The organism is Brevundimonas naejangsanensis DSM 23858, assembly GCF_000421705.1.
Taxonomy (GTDB): Bacteria; Pseudomonadota; Alphaproteobacteria; order Caulobacterales; family Caulobacteraceae; genus Brevundimonas; species Brevundimonas naejangsanensis.
This window is the reverse complement of record NZ_ATXN01000002.1, coordinates 1,339,277-1,353,534: the sequence shown is the minus strand read 5'-3', so window position 1 is coordinate 1,353,534 and position 14,258 is coordinate 1,339,277. Positions and strand designations below refer to the sequence as shown.

Annotated in this window: 14 protein-coding genes; 6 read left to right on the top strand and 8 right to left on the bottom strand. The window is 68.8% G+C overall.

Annotation, left to right across the window (positions count from 1 at the left end):
- Nucleotides 1-21 precede the first annotated feature (21 nt).
- Together H556_RS0106810 and H556_RS0106805 are read right to left on the bottom strand one after the other, a co-directional pair.
- Nucleotides 22-513, bottom strand: coding sequence for a retropepsin-like aspartic protease family protein (locus H556_RS0106810; RefSeq protein ID WP_024353727.1), 492 nt, complete (start codon nt 511-513; stop codon nt 22-24).
- A gap of 87 nt (nt 514-600) precedes the next feature.
- Nucleotides 601-819, bottom strand: a complete 219-nt coding sequence (locus H556_RS0106805) for a DUF1289 domain-containing protein (RefSeq protein WP_024353726.1) — start codon at nt 817-819, stop codon at nt 601-603.
- A gap of 166 nt (nt 820-985) precedes the next feature.
- On the opposite strand from H556_RS0106805, the gene H556_RS16465 reads away from it, so the two are divergent.
- Together H556_RS16465 and H556_RS0106795 are read left to right on the top strand one after the other, a co-directional pair.
- Nucleotides 986-1,147 carry a hypothetical protein gene (locus H556_RS16465; RefSeq protein WP_167309526.1) on the top strand — a complete coding sequence of 54 codons (162 nt, stop codon included), beginning with the start codon at nt 986-988 and terminating at the stop codon, nt 1,145-1,147.
- A 126-nt stretch (nt 1,148-1,273) separates the two neighbouring features.
- Nucleotides 1,274-2,071, top strand: a complete 798-nt coding sequence (locus H556_RS0106795) for a crotonase/enoyl-CoA hydratase family protein (RefSeq protein WP_024353725.1) — start codon at nt 1,274-1,276, stop codon at nt 2,069-2,071.
- Between the two features lie 200 nt (nt 2,072-2,271).
- Here the strand turns inward: H556_RS0106795 and H556_RS0106790 are convergent, their stop codons facing one another.
- From H556_RS0106790 to H556_RS0106780, 3 genes are read right to left on the bottom strand one after another with little or no spacing between them, the layout of a single operon-like run.
- A complete protein-coding gene (locus H556_RS0106790; RefSeq protein WP_024353724.1) occupies nt 2,272-3,288 on the bottom strand; it encodes an HlyD family secretion protein in 1,017 nt (338 codons plus the stop codon).
- 23 nt (nt 3,289-3,311) lie between these two features.
- The gene (locus H556_RS0106785; protein ID WP_024353723.1) at nt 3,312-4,067 is read right to left on the bottom strand and encodes an ABC transporter ATP-binding protein; all 756 of its coding nucleotides are present in this window, start codon (nt 4,065-4,067) and stop codon (nt 3,312-3,314) included.
- Entirely contained in the window at nt 4,064-5,236 is a 1,173-nt protein-coding gene (locus tag H556_RS0106780; protein ID WP_024353722.1) for an ABC transporter permease, read from the bottom strand. Before H556_RS0106780 ends, H556_RS0106785 begins: the two co-directional genes overlap by 4 nt.
- A gap of 183 nt (nt 5,237-5,419) precedes the next feature.
- Here H556_RS0106780 and H556_RS0106775 point away from each other — a divergent pair, with 183 nt between their 5' ends.
- From H556_RS0106775 to ilvA, 4 genes are all read left to right on the top strand, one after another.
- Nucleotides 5,420-7,513 (top strand): S46 family peptidase, encoded by a 2,094-nt coding sequence (locus H556_RS0106775; RefSeq protein WP_024353721.1) that lies wholly within the window; start codon nt 5,420-5,422, stop codon nt 7,511-7,513.
- A gap of 260 nt (nt 7,514-7,773) precedes the next feature.
- Nucleotides 7,774-9,891: a S46 family peptidase gene (locus tag H556_RS0106770; protein ID WP_024353720.1), complete on the top strand. Its 2,118-nt coding sequence runs from the start codon at nt 7,774-7,776 to the stop codon at nt 9,889-9,891.
- Complete coding sequence (locus H556_RS0106765) at nt 9,888-10,415, top strand: GNAT family N-acetyltransferase (RefSeq protein WP_024353719.1); 528 nt, start codon at nt 9,888-9,890, stop codon at nt 10,413-10,415. Before H556_RS0106770 ends, H556_RS0106765 begins: the two co-directional genes overlap by 4 nt.
- Nucleotides 10,416-10,514: 99 nt before the next feature.
- Nucleotides 10,515-12,032, top strand: a complete 1,518-nt coding sequence (ilvA, locus tag H556_RS0106760; protein WP_024353718.1) for a threonine ammonia-lyase, biosynthetic — start codon at nt 10,515-10,517, stop codon at nt 12,030-12,032.
- A 4-nt stretch (nt 12,033-12,036) separates the two neighbouring features.
- Here ilvA and H556_RS0106755 read toward each other — a convergent pair whose 3' ends face one another.
- From H556_RS0106755 to H556_RS0106745, 3 genes are read right to left on the bottom strand one after another with little or no spacing between them, the layout of a single operon-like run.
- Nucleotides 12,037-12,441 (bottom strand): host attachment family protein, encoded by a 405-nt coding sequence (locus tag H556_RS0106755; RefSeq protein ID WP_035302822.1) that lies wholly within the window; start codon nt 12,439-12,441, stop codon nt 12,037-12,039.
- 37 nt (nt 12,442-12,478) lie between these two features.
- Nucleotides 12,479-13,030 (bottom strand): methylated-DNA--[protein]-cysteine S-methyltransferase, encoded by a 552-nt coding sequence (locus H556_RS0106750; protein WP_024353716.1) that lies wholly within the window; start codon nt 13,028-13,030, stop codon nt 12,479-12,481.
- Nucleotides 13,011-14,117, bottom strand: coding sequence for a bifunctional transcriptional activator/DNA repair enzyme AdaA (locus H556_RS0106745; RefSeq protein ID WP_024353715.1), 1,107 nt, complete (start codon nt 14,115-14,117; stop codon nt 13,011-13,013). Before H556_RS0106745 ends, H556_RS0106750 begins: the two co-directional genes overlap by 20 nt.
- Between the last annotated feature and the right edge of the window lie 141 nt (nt 14,118-14,258).

Genomic DNA, 14,258 nt, shown 5'->3' with positions numbered 1-14,258 from the left:
GGCCCAGTCTGCCTTTCAGGATCAGCCCCTCAGGATCAGCCCGTCCGGCCGCGCCTCAAAGGCCGACAGACGGCCCAGAAAGCTCATCCCCAGCAGGGCCGCGGGCATGTCGCGGTCGATCACCAGGGCCTCGACCGAGGTCATCTCCACCCCCGCCACCGACAGGGAGGTCAGCAGCACCCGCGCGGCTGGTATCTGGCCCGAGGCGGTGTTCAGCGTCTGGTTGAAGTCGTGCGGTTTCAGCCGCACGCCCAGCCGTTCGGCGTCGGCGCGGCTCAGCGTCACCACGCTGGCGCCGGTATCGACCAGCATCCGCATCGGCCGTCCCTCGACGGTGGCCTCGGCCCAATAGTGGCCGTCGGCCGCGCGCGTCACCGACGGCGCCTCCTTCAGCGCCACGGCGGCGTAGGCCTGAGCCGGGCCTTCCCACCACATCAGGGCGCCGATGCAGGCGCAGCCCGACGCCAGGGCGGCGGCGAAAACGACAGCGGAGCGCGGGTCAAAGCGGATCATGAAGCGGACTATGCCGCCTGGGTCTTCCCATGCGGTGAAGCGACGTGGCGAACGAAAGGTTGACGCCCGACCGCTGATCGCCCCGGCTCACTCGCCCAACAGCCTGGGGTCGATCCGGCTCTTGCGGCCCGGCAGCTCGGCCATGACGGCGGTGCGGCCCTCGTCCGTCATCCGGCTCCAGGTCGCGATTTCCTGCAGCGTTCGCAGACAGCCCAGGCACAGGCCCGACGCGCCGTCGACGGTGCAGACCATGACGCAGGGGCTGGCGATGGAGCGGGGCGGGGGGGAGGCGGGGGTGGCGGACATGGTTCGTGACGGTATCGCAACAATGAGTCCGGGAACGGACTATAATTTCTTGACTTTTCGCGCCGGGCGGCTATATTCATCCTCGACGCGAAACGACTGACAGGGTGAGAGTCCCAAAAAGCACGACGTGTCTTCTTTCATCGTTCAACGAAAGGAGACGCCAAAAATGAACGAAAACAAAGAGCGCAATCTCCAGCACGCCATGATGTCCTTCGCCCTGTTCGGCGGGATGCTGGTGAATACGAAGCAGATGAACGGCGCCGGCGACCGCGTGGTCAGCCACCCGTCCAACTTCGTACCTATAACGATCAAACGGCCGCGCGCGTAGTCGCGAGACTGGATGATCCAGCCAGAAGCCCCGGTCAGAACGACCGGGGTTTTTCAATTCCGCCCTTGCCATCGCCGCGCGCCCTGGCCGAAACCGGCGGCTTCACCGGCAAGGAGGAAGCCCGTCATGAGTCTGATCGTCCAACAGCGCAAAGGCGCGGTCATGGTCTGGACGCTGGACCGGCCCGACCGGCTGAACGCCCTGCCGGACCTTGAGGACGGCGAGGCCTTCGCCGCCGCATGCGACGCCGTCAACGCCGACTCCTCGATCCGCTGCGTGGTGATGACGGGCGCCGGACGCGCCTTCTCGGCGGGCGGCGACCTGAAGGCGATGAAGGATCGCCGCGACCTGTTCGAGGGCTCGGGCGCCGCCATCCGCGAACGCTATCGCCGGGTCGTCCATCGCATCGTGCGCGCCCTCTATGGGCTGGAGGTGCCGTTGATCAGCGCGGTCAACGGCCCGGCCATGGGGCTGGGCTGCGACATCGCCGGTCTGGGCGACATCCGCATCGCTTCCGAGCGCGCCAGCTTCGGCGTGCCCTTCATGAAGCTGGGCATCATTCCCGGCGACGGCGGCTCCTGGCTGCTGCCGCGCAACGTGGGCTACGCCCGCGCCGCCGAACTGCTGTTCACCGCCCGTTCGATCGACGCGGCGACGGCCGAGCAGTGGGGCCTGGTCAACCGCGTCGTCCCGCATGAAGCGCTGATGGACGAGGCGATGCAGACGGCGGACCAGATCGCCGCCCAGCCGCCCCAGGCCCTGCGCATGGCCAAGAGCCTGCTGCGTCAGGGCCGCGACATGAATTTCGATCAGATGCTGGAGCTGTCCGCCGCCATGCAGGCCCTGGCCCACCTGACCGACGACCACATCGAGGGCGTGAGCGCGGTGCTGGAAAAGCGGGCAGGAGAATTTACGGGAAACTGAGTTCCTCTCTTCCGCTCACCCCGGCGGACGCCGGGGCCCAGTGAGAGCCGCGTGCACCGCGCCTGCCCATTCCGCCTCCGCAAGTGAGGCCAAAACACTGGGTCCCGGCGTCGGCCGGGATGAGCGGGGAGGAGGGCGATCAGCCAACAAAAAAGGGGCCCCGCGCGAGGCCCCTTTTCCGTCTTCATCCCGATCCGCCCTTACGTCCGTGCGGGCGCCTTCATGGCGCGCGTAGCGGGCACGCCGGTCGAGGCGTTGTCGCGCTTGGCGCCCGCCGTCTCGCCCGGCTTCATGAACTTGACCAGCACGCGCTGGCCGATCAGCAGCGGGGCCTCGTCGACGGCGACCACCACCTCGACCACGCGCTCGTCGGTGCGTTGGGACGGGTCGTCCGAGGCCAGTTTGCGGGCGCCGAAGACGGCGGCGCGGCGCAGCACCTTGCCGACATAGACCTTGGACGGATCGCCTTCGGGGGTGATCTCGACGGCCTGATCGACGCTGACGTTGGGGATGTCGGCCTCGACGATCTCGGCGCGAGCGATGCGCGGGGCGGCGGGCTCCAGGTCGAACATGTTCGACACGTTCAGGGTCGAGGCGCCGGCGCCGGGGTTGGCGTAGCGGCGCACGATGCGGCCGTCGGCGGGCGAGCGGATCACCGTCAACTCGACATTATAGGCGGCCTGATCGCGGCGGGCGCGGGCGGTCTGGACGGCGGCCTGTTGCGAGGCGAGGCGGGCCTGGGCCTGGGCGATGGCGTCGCGGGCCTGATCCATGCGCTGGGCGGCGACGAAGTTGGTGGCGACCAGTTTCTGCAGCCGGTCGTGCTCGCGCTGGGCCGTGGCGATGTCGACATTGATCATGCGCAGCTGGCTTTCGGCCTGGGCCAGATCGGCGGTCGCCGTCTGCAGCGACAGGCGCGGCTCGTCGTCTTCCTGACGGGCCAGAATCTGACCGGCCTTCACCAGGTCGCCTTCCTGAACCAGGACGTCACGCACCACGCCGCCGCGCCGCGCAGCGATCTGGATGATGCCGCCCTCGATGTCGATCTTGCCGTTGGCGATGGCCGAATAGGGGCTTTCCACCTTCTTCTCGGCCGCCTCGGCCAACTCGGCCTTCTTGGCGGCGCCGGCCTTCTGCATCAGGCTCAGGCCGATGACGACGGCGACCAGCAGCGCCAGGCCGATCCAGAGCCATTTGTTTTTCAGGAATGCGGGCATGGGGGTCCTCAAGGGGATCGGGGTCAGTGCGACGCCAGGATGGCTTCGGGATTGGGGGTGCGGCGCTGATCGTCGATGATCACGCCGTCTTCGATGTGGATGACCCGGTCGGCCCAGGCTTCCAGGCGCGGGTCGTGGGTCACGCAGATGACGGCTGCGCCGTGTTCGGTGGCCGCCCGGCGCAGCAGTCTGATGACCACCTGGCCGTTCTCGCCGTCCAGCGCCGAGGTCGGTTCATCGGCGAACAGGATCTGCGGGTCCTTGGCCAGGGCGCGGGCGATGGCGACGCGCTGCTTCTCGCCGCCGGACAGGGCGGCCGGGCGCTGATGCAGGCGATGGCCCAGGCCGACCTCCTCGAGAGCGAGCGCGGCGCGCTTCTTGGCCTTCTCCGGCGACAGGCCCTGATATTTCAGCACCGTCGTCACCTGCTGCAGGGCGCTGAGCGCCGGGAACAGGTTGAAGCCCTGGAAGATGAAGCCGCAGTGATCCAGCCGGAACTTGTCGATCCTGCCGCCCGACAGTTTCCACAGGTCGTCCACGTCCAGGGCGTCGACGCGCCCTTCCTCGGGCCGCAGCAGGCCGGACAGGGCGGCGATCAGCGTCGACTTGCCCGAACCCGACGGCCCCATGACCATGGTCAGGTCGCCGTGGCGGGCGTCGAAATCCACGCCCTTCAGCACCTCGACATAGGACCGGCCGGACTTGAACCGCTTGACCAGTCCCTTGGCTTCCAGGGCGAACTCGCCGTGCTTGCCGTGAACCTTGGTATGTTTGTTCATCGCAGCAGGTCCGCAGGTTGGCTCTTCTTCAGAATGCCCATCGACAGCAGGCCCGAGAGCATGGAGATGGCGATCAGCCCGCCCCCGACGATGATCAGCAGCATCGGCGGCATGGAGATGATGACGGCGTTGGACAGGGCCAGCAGCGACAGCAGCCAGGTCAGCAGGATGGCCGCGCCGACCCCCACCATTCCGACCCAGAAGCTAAGCTCCATGACGATGCGGCGCAGGCTGCCCATGCCGACGCCCAGGGCGCGCAGCGAGGCGAACTCCTTGATGTTGGCCATGATGGCGCCGCGCAGGGTCTGCCAGGTGATGGCCACGCCGATGATGATTCCCAGCACCACGCAGCCGCCGATGATGATGACCAGAATGCCTTCCTCGAACATGGCGCCGGCGTTGGCGTCGGCCAGCTGCTGACGGGTCCAGGCCTTCCATTGGCCGTTGCCCATGGCGTTCAGCTGGGCGACCACGACCTCGGCGCGGGCGGGGTCCTTGATCTTGAGCATCAGCGGGCCGACGCGCGGCCCCTCAAAGGCCTGGCCCAGCATCCGCAAGGAGTCTCGCGACATGACGATGGTCGGCTGCATCATGTTGGGATAGCCGCGCAGCACGCCGACCACGGTCACGGTCTGGCCGTTGAACAGGGCCTTGTCGCCCAGTTTGACGCCCAGCGGCGTCAGCGCCGTCTCGTCCACCGCCACGGTGAAGGGCTGGCGCAGGGCCTCGACCAGTTCTTCGGAATAGTCGCGCGGGATGGTGACCGAGCCGGGCGCCGTGTCGATGATGTTGACCAGCACGCTCTTCTGGCGCGGCGCGCCCTGCTTGGCGCGGTCGGCGGCCGTGGCGGTCGGGTCGACGTTCTTGATGTTCTGGAAATTGCCGCCCGACATGTCGAGGGTCTTCACCTCGACCACCTCGGGGTGGTTATAGGCCAGCGGGACAAAGCGTCGCGGCATGCCCATCGGCCCGCTGAACAGGGCCTTGGCGCCCGGCTGCATGATGAAGATATCGGCGCTGGAGCGCTCGATGGCGGCGGTGAATCCCTTGCCGATGCCAATGAAGACCCCGGTCATGGCCAGCACCAGCAACCCCGAAAGGGCCAGCGCCATGACGGCGGCCATATAGCGGCGCCACTCGAAGAGCAGCGTGGACAGCGCGAGCGACATGACGCGTATTCATTCCCCTGACTTGCGCTGTTATCTGACCGCCTGCGGGCGCTGGGCCAAGTTAAATCGGGGTAAGGCTGGCTGCGCCGGATTTGTTACGGGGCTTGAGGGCGCGGCCCTTGCGGGTCTAGTGACGGCGGACAGCAAGGCGTGGGCGTGGTGTCCCGCCTCACGGAGACGCCCATGTCGCTTCGCCGCACCCTTTCCTTCACCGCCTCGCTGGCCGCCCTCGGCATGGCCGCCGTGGTGGTCAACGCCCCCGCTTCGGCCGCGCGCGCCGACGAGGGGATGTGGACCTTCGACAGCTTCCCGATCCAGACGGTCAATGAGAAGTACGGCACGCGCATCGACCAGGCCTGGCTGGACCGCGTCCGCAACGCCGCCGTGCGCCTGCAGGGCTGCTCGGCCTCGTTCGTGTCGGGTGAAGGCCTGATCCTGACCAACCACCACTGCGTCATCTCGTGCGTCCAGGACCTGTCGACGGCCCAGAACGACTACGTCAAGAACGGCTGGATGCCCGCCACGCGCGAGGAAGAGAAGACCTGCCCCGGCCAGACGGCCGAGGTCCTGACCGACATCACCGACGTCACCGATCGCGTGCTGGGCGCTGGTTCGGGTCTGGAAGGCGCGGCCTTCGTCGCCGCCCGCTCGGCGGAGATCGACGCGATCCAGAAGGAGGCCTGCGGCGACGACCGCAAGCTGACGTGTCAGGTCATCAGCTTCTATCGCGGCGGCAAATACGCCCTGTACAAGTTCCGCAAGTATGAGGACGTGCGTCTGGCCTTCGCGCCGGAGTTCCAGGCGGCCTTCTTCGGCGGCGACCCGGACAACTTCAACTTCCCGCGCTACGCCCTCGATGCGGCCTTCCTGCGCGCCTATGAGGACGGCAAGCCGGTCGCCTCGCCCAACCACCTGAAGTGGAACCCCAACGCTCCGACCGACGGCGAGCCCACCTTCGTGGCCGGCAACCCCGGCTCGACCTCGCGCCTGCTGACCATGAGCCAGCTGGAGCGCCTGCGCGACCAGCAGATCCCCATCACCCTGATCCAGAGCGCCGAACTGCGCGGCCGTCTGGTCGAATATTCGACCCTGGGCGAGGAAGAAAAGCGCGTCGCTCTGGACCCCATCTTCGGTCTGGAGAACAGCTTCAAGGTCTACTACGGCCAGCAGGGCGCCCTGACGGACCCCGCCTTCATGGCCAAGAAGCGCCAGGAAGAGGCCGAGCTGCGCCAGCGCGTCGCCGCCGACCCGGCCGTGGCCGAGCGCATCGGCGACCCCTGGGCCGATCTGGAGAAGGTGCAGGCGACCGCCCGCGACCTCTATCTGCCCTATCGCCAGCTTGAGGCGAACGCCGGCGGCGGCTCGACCCTGTATTCCTACGCCCGCGCCATCGTCCGCGCGTCGAAGGAGCGCGCCAAGCTCGCCGCCGAGCGCCGCGCCGGCTACGCCGACAGCGACATCGCCGCCCTGGGCCGCCGCCTGGCCTCGGACGCCCCGATCCCGGTCGGCGTCGAGGAGATCCAGCTGTCGCACTGGATGCTGAAGACCCGCGAATATCTGACGGTCGACAGCGCCGATGTGAAGGCCATGCTGGGCGCTGAAAGCCCCGAAACCATCGCCGCGCGCCTGGTGCAGAGCCGCCTGATCGACCCGGCCTTCCGCGCGCAGGCCCTGGCCATGACGCCGGAGCAGCTGGCCGCCTCGGGCGACCCGATGATCGCCTTCGTCCTGGCCAATGACGACGCCGCCCAGGCCGTCCGCACCCAATGGGACGCCGGCGTCAACGCTCCGACCGCCCGCGCCGCCGAAAAGGTCGCGCAGGCCCGCTTCGCCGTCTATGGCGACAACCTGTACCCGGACGCCACCTTCTCCTTGCGCCTGTCCTACGGCCAGGTGAAGGGCTGGACCTATCGCGGCGTCACCGTGCCGTCCTTCACCTACATGGGCGGCCTGTACGAGCGCGCCACCGGCGCCGAGCCGTTCAACGCCTCCGAGCGCTTCCTGGCGGCCAAGGACCGGATCAACAAGGATGTCGTCTACGACTTCGTCTCGACCAACGACATCATCGGCGGCAACTCCGGCTCGCCGGTGATCAACGCCAAGGGCGAAGTGATCGGCGCCGCCTTCGACGGCAACATCCACTCGCTGGGCGGCTCGTTCGGCTATGACGGCGAACTGAACCGCACGGTGTCGGTCTCGACCGCCGCCGTCACCGAGGCCCTGCGCAACGTCTACAACCAGCCGCGCCTGCTGCGCGAACTGGGCGTGCGTCGCTAAATAAGGCGACTTTCTTCTCCCCACATCGTGGGGAGGGGGACCACGAAGTGGTGGAGGGGCCTGCGACAGCAGAACCAAGCAGCCCCTCCGTCTCGTCGGCTTCGCCGCCGATCCACCTCCCCATCGCCATGCGATAGGGAGGAAAGGTTACGCCCCCGTCTGACGCATCGGCCTGCTAGCTTTCTTCCTGCCGATTTCAGACTATTCAGACGAATTAGACTCTGTTTTTTCCTCGCCGGAGTCTGAATCAGGAGCTTCTCATGCGTCACATGCTGTTCGCCTCGGCCGCCGTCCTGGCCTTCGCCGCCGCCTCTTCCGCCAAGGCCGAGGAGGGCATGTGGACCTATGACAACTTCCCCATCGCCCGCGCCAACCAGACGCTGGGCACGAACATCGATCAGGCCTGGCTGGACCGCGTGCGCCTGTCGTCGGTGAAGTTCGGCGGCTGTTCGGCGGGGGTCATCTCGGCCGAGGGGCTGGTGATGACCAACAACCACTGCGTCTCGTCCTGCGTCGCCAACCTGTCGACGCCCCAGCTTCAGTATAATGAGACCGGCTTCACCCCCAAGAGCCGCGAGGAAGAGCTGCAATGCCCCGGCGCCTCGGCGGAAATCCTGACCGACATCACCGACGTCACCCAGCGGGTCCAGAAGGCGGGCGCCGGTCTGGACGGTCAGGCCTACACCCAGGCGCGCGAGGCCGAGGCCGGCCGCATCGAAACCGAAGCCTGCGGCGACGACGCCAAGATCCGCTGTCAGGTGGTCAGCCTGTATCGCGGCGGCCAGTTCAAACTCTACAAGTTCCGCAAATACTCCGACGTGCGTCTGGCCTGGGCGCCGGAAGACCGCGCCGCGACCTTCGGCGGCGATCTGGACAACTTCTCCTTCCCGCGCTTCGCCATCGATGCCGCCTTCATCCGCCTGTATGAGGACGGCAAGCCCGCCGCGACCCCGACCCACTTCACCTGGAACCCGAACAAGCCGACCGAGGGCGAGCCCGTCTTCGTCACCGGCAACCCCGGCTCGACCCAGCGTCTGCTGACGCAGGCCCAGCTGATGACCATCCGCGACGTGGTCCTGCCGCTGGATCAGCTGATCGCGTCGGAGCTGCGCGGGCGTCTGATCCGCTATTCGGAAGAGGGCGAGGATCAGGCCTTCATCGCCATGGATCCGCTGTCGGGCGTCGAGAACACCTATAAGCGCGGGCGCGGCCGGATGGCCGCCCTGATCGACCCGGCCTTCATGGATCAACTGGCCGGTCAGGAAACCGTTTTCCGTCGCGGCGTGGCCGAGAACGAGGCCCTGTCGGCCGAGGTCGGCGATCCCTGGGCCGTTTTGGCGCAGATCCAGCCGATCGCGCGCGAGCTCTACGCCCCGATGGCCCTGCTGGAAGGCGGCACCGGCATGGGCACCACCTCGGTCGCGGGCGGCTCGCCCCTGTTCAGCTGGGCGCGGGCCATCGTGCGCGGGGCGCAGGAGCGCGCCAAGCCGTCGGATCAGCGCCTGCCCGAGTTCGCCGACAGCCGCCTGCCGGGCGTGCAGTCCAGCCTCTTCGCCGCGCGCCCGACCTATCCCGAGCTGGAGCAGATCCGTCTGGAATGGTGGCTGTCCAAGACGCGCGAATGGCTGACCGTCGATAGCCCCTACGTCCGCACCCTGCTGGGCAAGGAGAGCCCCGAGGGCCTGTCCGCCCGTCTGGTCGAAGGCACTAAACTGGCCGATCCGGCCGTGCGCCGCGCCCTGTGGGAAGGCGGCCTGCCCGCCGTTCAGGCCTCGACCGATCCGCTGATCCAGTACGTCCTGGCCATCGACGCCGACGCCCGCGCCGTGCGCAGCCAGTGGGACAATACGGTCAAGGCGCCGACCGACCGCGCCTCGGAACAGCTGTCCGCCGCCCGCTTCGCCGTCTTCGGCGACGCCGTCTATCCGGACGCCACCGGCACCCTGCGCCTGACCTACGGCCGGGTCGAAGGCACGGACGTGCCGGGTCAGCGCATCCCCGCCTTCACCACCTTCGCTGGCCTGTGGGACCGGGCGACCGGCGCCGAGCCGTTCAACGTCGCGCCCAAGCTGCTGGCCGCCAAGGACCGCATCGACCCGAACGCGGTGATGAACATGGCGGTCTCGTCCGACACCATCGGCGGCTCGTCGGGCTCCCCCGCCGTCAACGCCAAGGGCGAGATCATCGGGGCCAACTTCGACTCCACCGTCCTGACCCAGCGCAACGCCTATGGCTATGACCGCAACGTCAACCGCAGCGTGATCGTCACCACCCAGGCCGTGACCACGGCCCTGCGCGACGTCTACGGCATGGATCACCTGATCGCCGAACTGGGCGCGGATGCGCCCAAGGCCGCCTCGCGCCGGGCGCGCCGTTGAACGGCCCGGTCTTTCGACCTGCGGCGCCGGACGACGTTCCGGCGCTGCGCGCCCTGATCGAAAGCGCCTATCGCGGCGACGCTGCCCGGGCCGGCTGGACCCACGAGGCCGACCTGCTGGAGGGCCAGCGCACCGACGAGGCGGAGCTGCGCGACATCCTCGCCGACGCCTCGCGGATCATCCTGCTGGCCGAGGTCGACGGCGCCCTGATCGGCTGCGTTCAGGTCGCGGATCAGGGGCGGGGTCTGGCCTATCTGGGCCTGCTGACCGTCGATCCGGCGCGTCAGGCGGGCGGTCTGGGCCGCTTGCTGATCGAGGCCGCCGAAGCCGAGGCCGCCGCCCGCTTCGCCGCCACGCGCATGGAGATGACCGTCATCCGCCAGCGCGCCGAGCTGATCGCCTGGTACGAACGGCGCGGTTATCGCCTGACCGGCGAGACCCGCCCCTTCCCGATGGACGACCCCCGCTTCGGCCTGCCCCGCACGCGCGACCTGGCCTTCGTGGTTCTGGAGAAGACGCTTTAGATCAGCAGGGAAGGGCGCAATTTTCGTTCTCATAAGGTTCGGTCTGGCCTAGACGGGCACACGCTTCGTTTCTTTTTCTGACGCCTGACCGAGATCATCGTGCAAGACACCGTCCGCCGCATCCTGACCGCCCGCGTCTATGACGTGGCCGAGGAGACCCCCCTCGATCCGCTGAAGCGGCTGTCGGCGCGGATCGGGCGCCCCGCCCTGCTGAAGCGCGAGGACCTGCAGCCGGTCTTCTCGTTCAAGATCCGCGGCGCCTACAACCGCATCGCGGCCCTGAGCCAGGCCGAGCTGGCGCGCGGCGTCATCTGCGCCTCAGCGGGCAATCACGCGCAGGGGGTGGCGCTGGCGGCGGCGAAGCGCGGGGCGGCGGCGACCATCGTCATGCCGACCACCACGCCCGGCATCAAGGTGGCGGCGGTTCGGGGGCTGGGCGGCCAGGTCGTGCTGCATGGCGAGAGCTTTGACGACGCCTACGCCCACGCCCGCGCGCTGGAAAAGGAAACCGGCGCGACCTTCGTCCACCCCTTCGACGACCCCGACGTCATCGCCGGGCAAGGGACGGTGGGGCTGGAGATCCTGCGCCAGCACGCCGATCCGATCGACGCCGTTTTCATCCCTATCGGCGGCGGGGGGCTGGCGGCGGGGGTGGCGGCCATCGTCCGCTTCCTGCGGCCCGAGACGCGCCTCATCGGCGTCGAACCGGCCGAGGCCCCGACGATGAAAAGCGCTATCGAGGCCGGGCGCGTCGTCGATCTGGATCAGGTCGGCCTGTTCGCCGACGGGGTGGCCGTTCGCCGCGCGGGCGACGAGACCTTTCGCCTGTGCCGCGATCTGCTGGACGAGATCGTGCTGGTCGACACCGACGCCGTCTGCGCCGCCGTGAAGGACATCTTCGACGACGTGCGCGCGGTGGCCGAGCCGTCAGGCGCCGTCGCCCTGGCCGGGATGAAGGCCTGGGCCGCGCGCAACCCCGGATCGGGGGCGCTGGTGGCGATCAACTCGGGCGCCAACGTCAACTTCGATCGCCTGCGCCACGTCGCCGAGCGGGCCGAGATCGGCGAGGGCGCCGAAGCCCTGTTCGCCGTCTCCATGCCCGACCGGCGCGAGGATTATCACCGCTTCCTGCAGAGCCTCGACGGCCGCTCGATCACCGAATTCAACTATCGCTGGTCCGGCGACGGCACGGCCCAGATCTTCGTCGGCGTGGCCCTGCGCGACGGCGCCGCCGAGCGCGAAAGCCTGCTCAGGCGCCTGACCGCCGACGGCTATTCCGTCGTTGACATGAGCGACAACGAGACCGCCAAGCTCCACGTCCGCCACATGGTCGGCGGGCGCACCATCGGCCTGCCGCACGAGCGGCTGCTGCGCTTCGAATTCCCCGAGCGGCCGGGCGCCTTCCTGCGCTTCCTCAACAGCCTTCAACCCGCCTGGGCCCTGACCCTGTTCCACTATCGCAACCACGGCGACGACGCGGGCAGGGTGCTGGCGGGCGTCAGCGTCCCGCCAGACCAGGCGGCGGCCTTGAGCGCCGCTCTGGACGAACTGGGCTATCCTTACGTCGACGAGACCGACAACCCGGCCTGCCGCCTGTTCTTGGACGGGGCGGCCTGAACGGCTACGCCCGGCTGATCGCCTCGGCGATCTCTTCGGCCGGTCGGCCGGCCAGGGCCTTGGGAATTTCGCCGACCAGCAGGCCTTCCAGCGTCTTGTGCCAATGCTTGCGCAACTGGCCCAGGGTCTTGGGCGCGGCGACGACGGCCAGGGCCTCGATCTTGTTGGTCAGGGCCATGTGGTTCAGCGCCTCGGCCACGCCCATGGCGAAGCCGTCCTCGGCCTGGGTGTCGTTGTCGGGGTTGGCGTCGCTGGAGCGGCGGCCCGGCGCGCCGGACAGGCGTTCGGGGATCTCGGGCGTCGCCATCGGCTTGAGCTGGATGTCGAGGTTGTGGCCGGTGTTGCGGAACAGGCTCAGCTTCTCGCCGTCGGCGACGGCGACCAGGGCCCCGTTGGGCAGGTTCATCATCAGACTCCAGAAATGAGCGCCGAAAGGGAGGGCGCTGTCAGTCCAGCGCAAACGCCCCCTGTCCTGTTCCCTCCTGCGACGCTTCGTGCGCTAACAGCCAGCGCTTGCGCTCCAGCCCGCCCGCATAGCCGGTCAGGGTTCCATCAGCCCCGACGACGCGGTGGCAGGGCACGATGACGCCGATCGGATTGGCGCCGTTGGCCAGGCCCACGGCGCGCACGGCGGCGGGCTTGCCGATGGCCTGGGCCAGCTGGCCGTAGCTCCAGGTCCGTCCCGCCGGAATGGTCCGAAGCGCCGCCCAGACCGCGCGCTGGAAGTCCGTGCCGCCGGTCTTCACCTCAAGCCCATCCAGCGCCGTCAGATCGCCGTCGAAATAGGCGGCCACGGCGTTCCGCACCGCCTCCGGCGCCCGCCCCGGCGTCAGCCGCGCCTCGCCATAGTGACGGGCCAGCAGCTTCATCATCCGCGCCTCATAGTCGGTGAAGTCGAAGGCGCGCACGGCGCCGTCCGCATCGGTGACCAGCAGCACCTCGCCCACCGGCGTGGCGATGCGGTCCAGGGTGAAGGCTTCAGGCTGCGTCTTTTTCATCGTCGTTCTCCATGATCGTCATGCCGTCGATCCCCGCCTCGCGCAGGTGCAGCACGCCATAGGCCCGCCAGGGCCGCCATCGCTCGGCCCGCCCCGCCAGCCGTTCGTCCTCAAGCCGGTCGCTGGCCATGTCGGCCGCCTCATCGCTCCAGACGCCCGGCAGGCGCAGGCCCGACCGCGCCTCGACCAGCGGCGCCAGCACAGGGTCAGCCGCCAGGTCGCGCCGGATCGCCTCGGGGTCCGCCGACAGGTCGAACAGCCGCCGCACCCGCGCCAGCACCCCCGGCAAGACCTTCAGATCGTCCAGCGCCGCCGTCACCGCCAGCCGGTCGCCCGCCTCGAACCGGGCCGAAACCTCGCCCGTCGCCCCGTCCGTCGCCGGGGTCAGGACGCGGCGCCAGACGCCGTCCTCGACCGTCTCGCCGTCCGCCTTCAGTGCGGCCAACATGGCCTCGACCTCATAGGGCGGACGATAGGGCAGGCTCAGCCGCACGCCTCCATCCCACGGTCGTTCAGCCCGCGCTCTCAGCGCTGACGGCGGTCGTCCATACAGGGCCTGAAACGTCTCATTGAAGCGCCGCACGCTGCCGAAGCCGGACGCCATCGCCACCTCGGCCATCGGCAGGTCGGTCTGGTGGATCAGGGCCTTGGCCAGCAGGACGCGGCGCGTCTGGGCCACGCTGACCGGGGCGGCGCCCAGATGCTGGCGGAACAGGCGACGCAGGTGCCGCTCGCCCACCCCCAGCCGCGCGGCCAGGGCGTCGACGTCGCCCTCATCGAGCGCCCCTGCCTCGATCAGGTTCAGCGCCCGACTGACGGTGTTGGAGGTGCCGCGCCACGCCCCCATGTCGGGCGCGGTTTCCGGCCGACAGCGCAGGCAGGCCCGAAAGCCCGCCTCCTCGGCCGCCGCCGCGCTGATGACGAAGCGCATGTTCTCGCGCTTGGGCGTCCGCGCCGGGCAGACTGGGCGGCAGTAGATTCCGGTGGACTTCACACAGGTGAAGAAGCGCCCGTCGAAGCGCGGGTCGCGCGTCAGGACCGCCCGATAGCAGGCCTCCTGATCCAGACTGTCGCGGGCGTTTTCCATAGCCGCACCCTGCGCCTTCGACGCCGCCCTGTCTCGCGGTTTTCGGACATGACGGCGCCGCGCGATGATCCTGCGGTTTTGTCGTGGCCGCTTCCTTCGCGGCGCCTGCACGGCTAAGTTCGGCGGTCTGTAGGGGGAGTA

What these genes read in the sequence shown, in the direction of transcription:
- H556_RS0106810 (WP_024353727.1), bottom strand. Translation starts at nt 513, where the DNA reads ATGATCCGCTTTGACCCGCGCTCCGCTGTCGTTTTCGCCGCCGCCCTG.
- H556_RS0106805 (WP_024353726.1), bottom strand. Translation starts at nt 819, where the DNA reads ATGTCCGCCACCCCCGCCTCCCCCCCGCCCCGCTCCATCGCCAGCCCC.
- H556_RS16465 (WP_167309526.1), top strand. Translation starts at nt 986, where the DNA reads ATGAACGAAAACAAAGAGCGCAATCTCCAGCACGCCATGATGTCCTTC.
- H556_RS0106795 (WP_024353725.1), top strand. Translation starts at nt 1,274, where the DNA reads ATGAGTCTGATCGTCCAACAGCGCAAAGGCGCGGTCATGGTCTGGACG.
- H556_RS0106790 (WP_024353724.1), bottom strand. Translation starts at nt 3,288, where the DNA reads ATGCCCGCATTCCTGAAAAACAAATGGCTCTGGATCGGCCTGGCGCTG.
- H556_RS0106785 (WP_024353723.1), bottom strand. Translation starts at nt 4,067, where the DNA reads ATGAACAAACATACCAAGGTTCACGGCAAGCACGGCGAGTTCGCCCTG.
- H556_RS0106780 (WP_024353722.1), bottom strand. Translation starts at nt 5,236, where the DNA reads ATGTCGCTCGCGCTGTCCACGCTGCTCTTCGAGTGGCGCCGCTATATG.
- H556_RS0106775 (WP_024353721.1), top strand. Translation starts at nt 5,420, where the DNA reads ATGTCGCTTCGCCGCACCCTTTCCTTCACCGCCTCGCTGGCCGCCCTC.
- H556_RS0106770 (WP_024353720.1), top strand. Translation starts at nt 7,774, where the DNA reads ATGCGTCACATGCTGTTCGCCTCGGCCGCCGTCCTGGCCTTCGCCGCC.
- H556_RS0106755 (WP_035302822.1), bottom strand. Translation starts at nt 12,441, where the DNA reads ATGATGAACCTGCCCAACGGGGCCCTGGTCGCCGTCGCCGACGGCGAG.
- H556_RS0106750 (WP_024353716.1), bottom strand. Translation starts at nt 13,030, where the DNA reads ATGAAAAAGACGCAGCCTGAAGCCTTCACCCTGGACCGCATCGCCACG.
- H556_RS0106745 (WP_024353715.1), bottom strand. Translation starts at nt 14,117, where the DNA reads ATGGAAAACGCCCGCGACAGTCTGGATCAGGAGGCCTGCTATCGGGCG.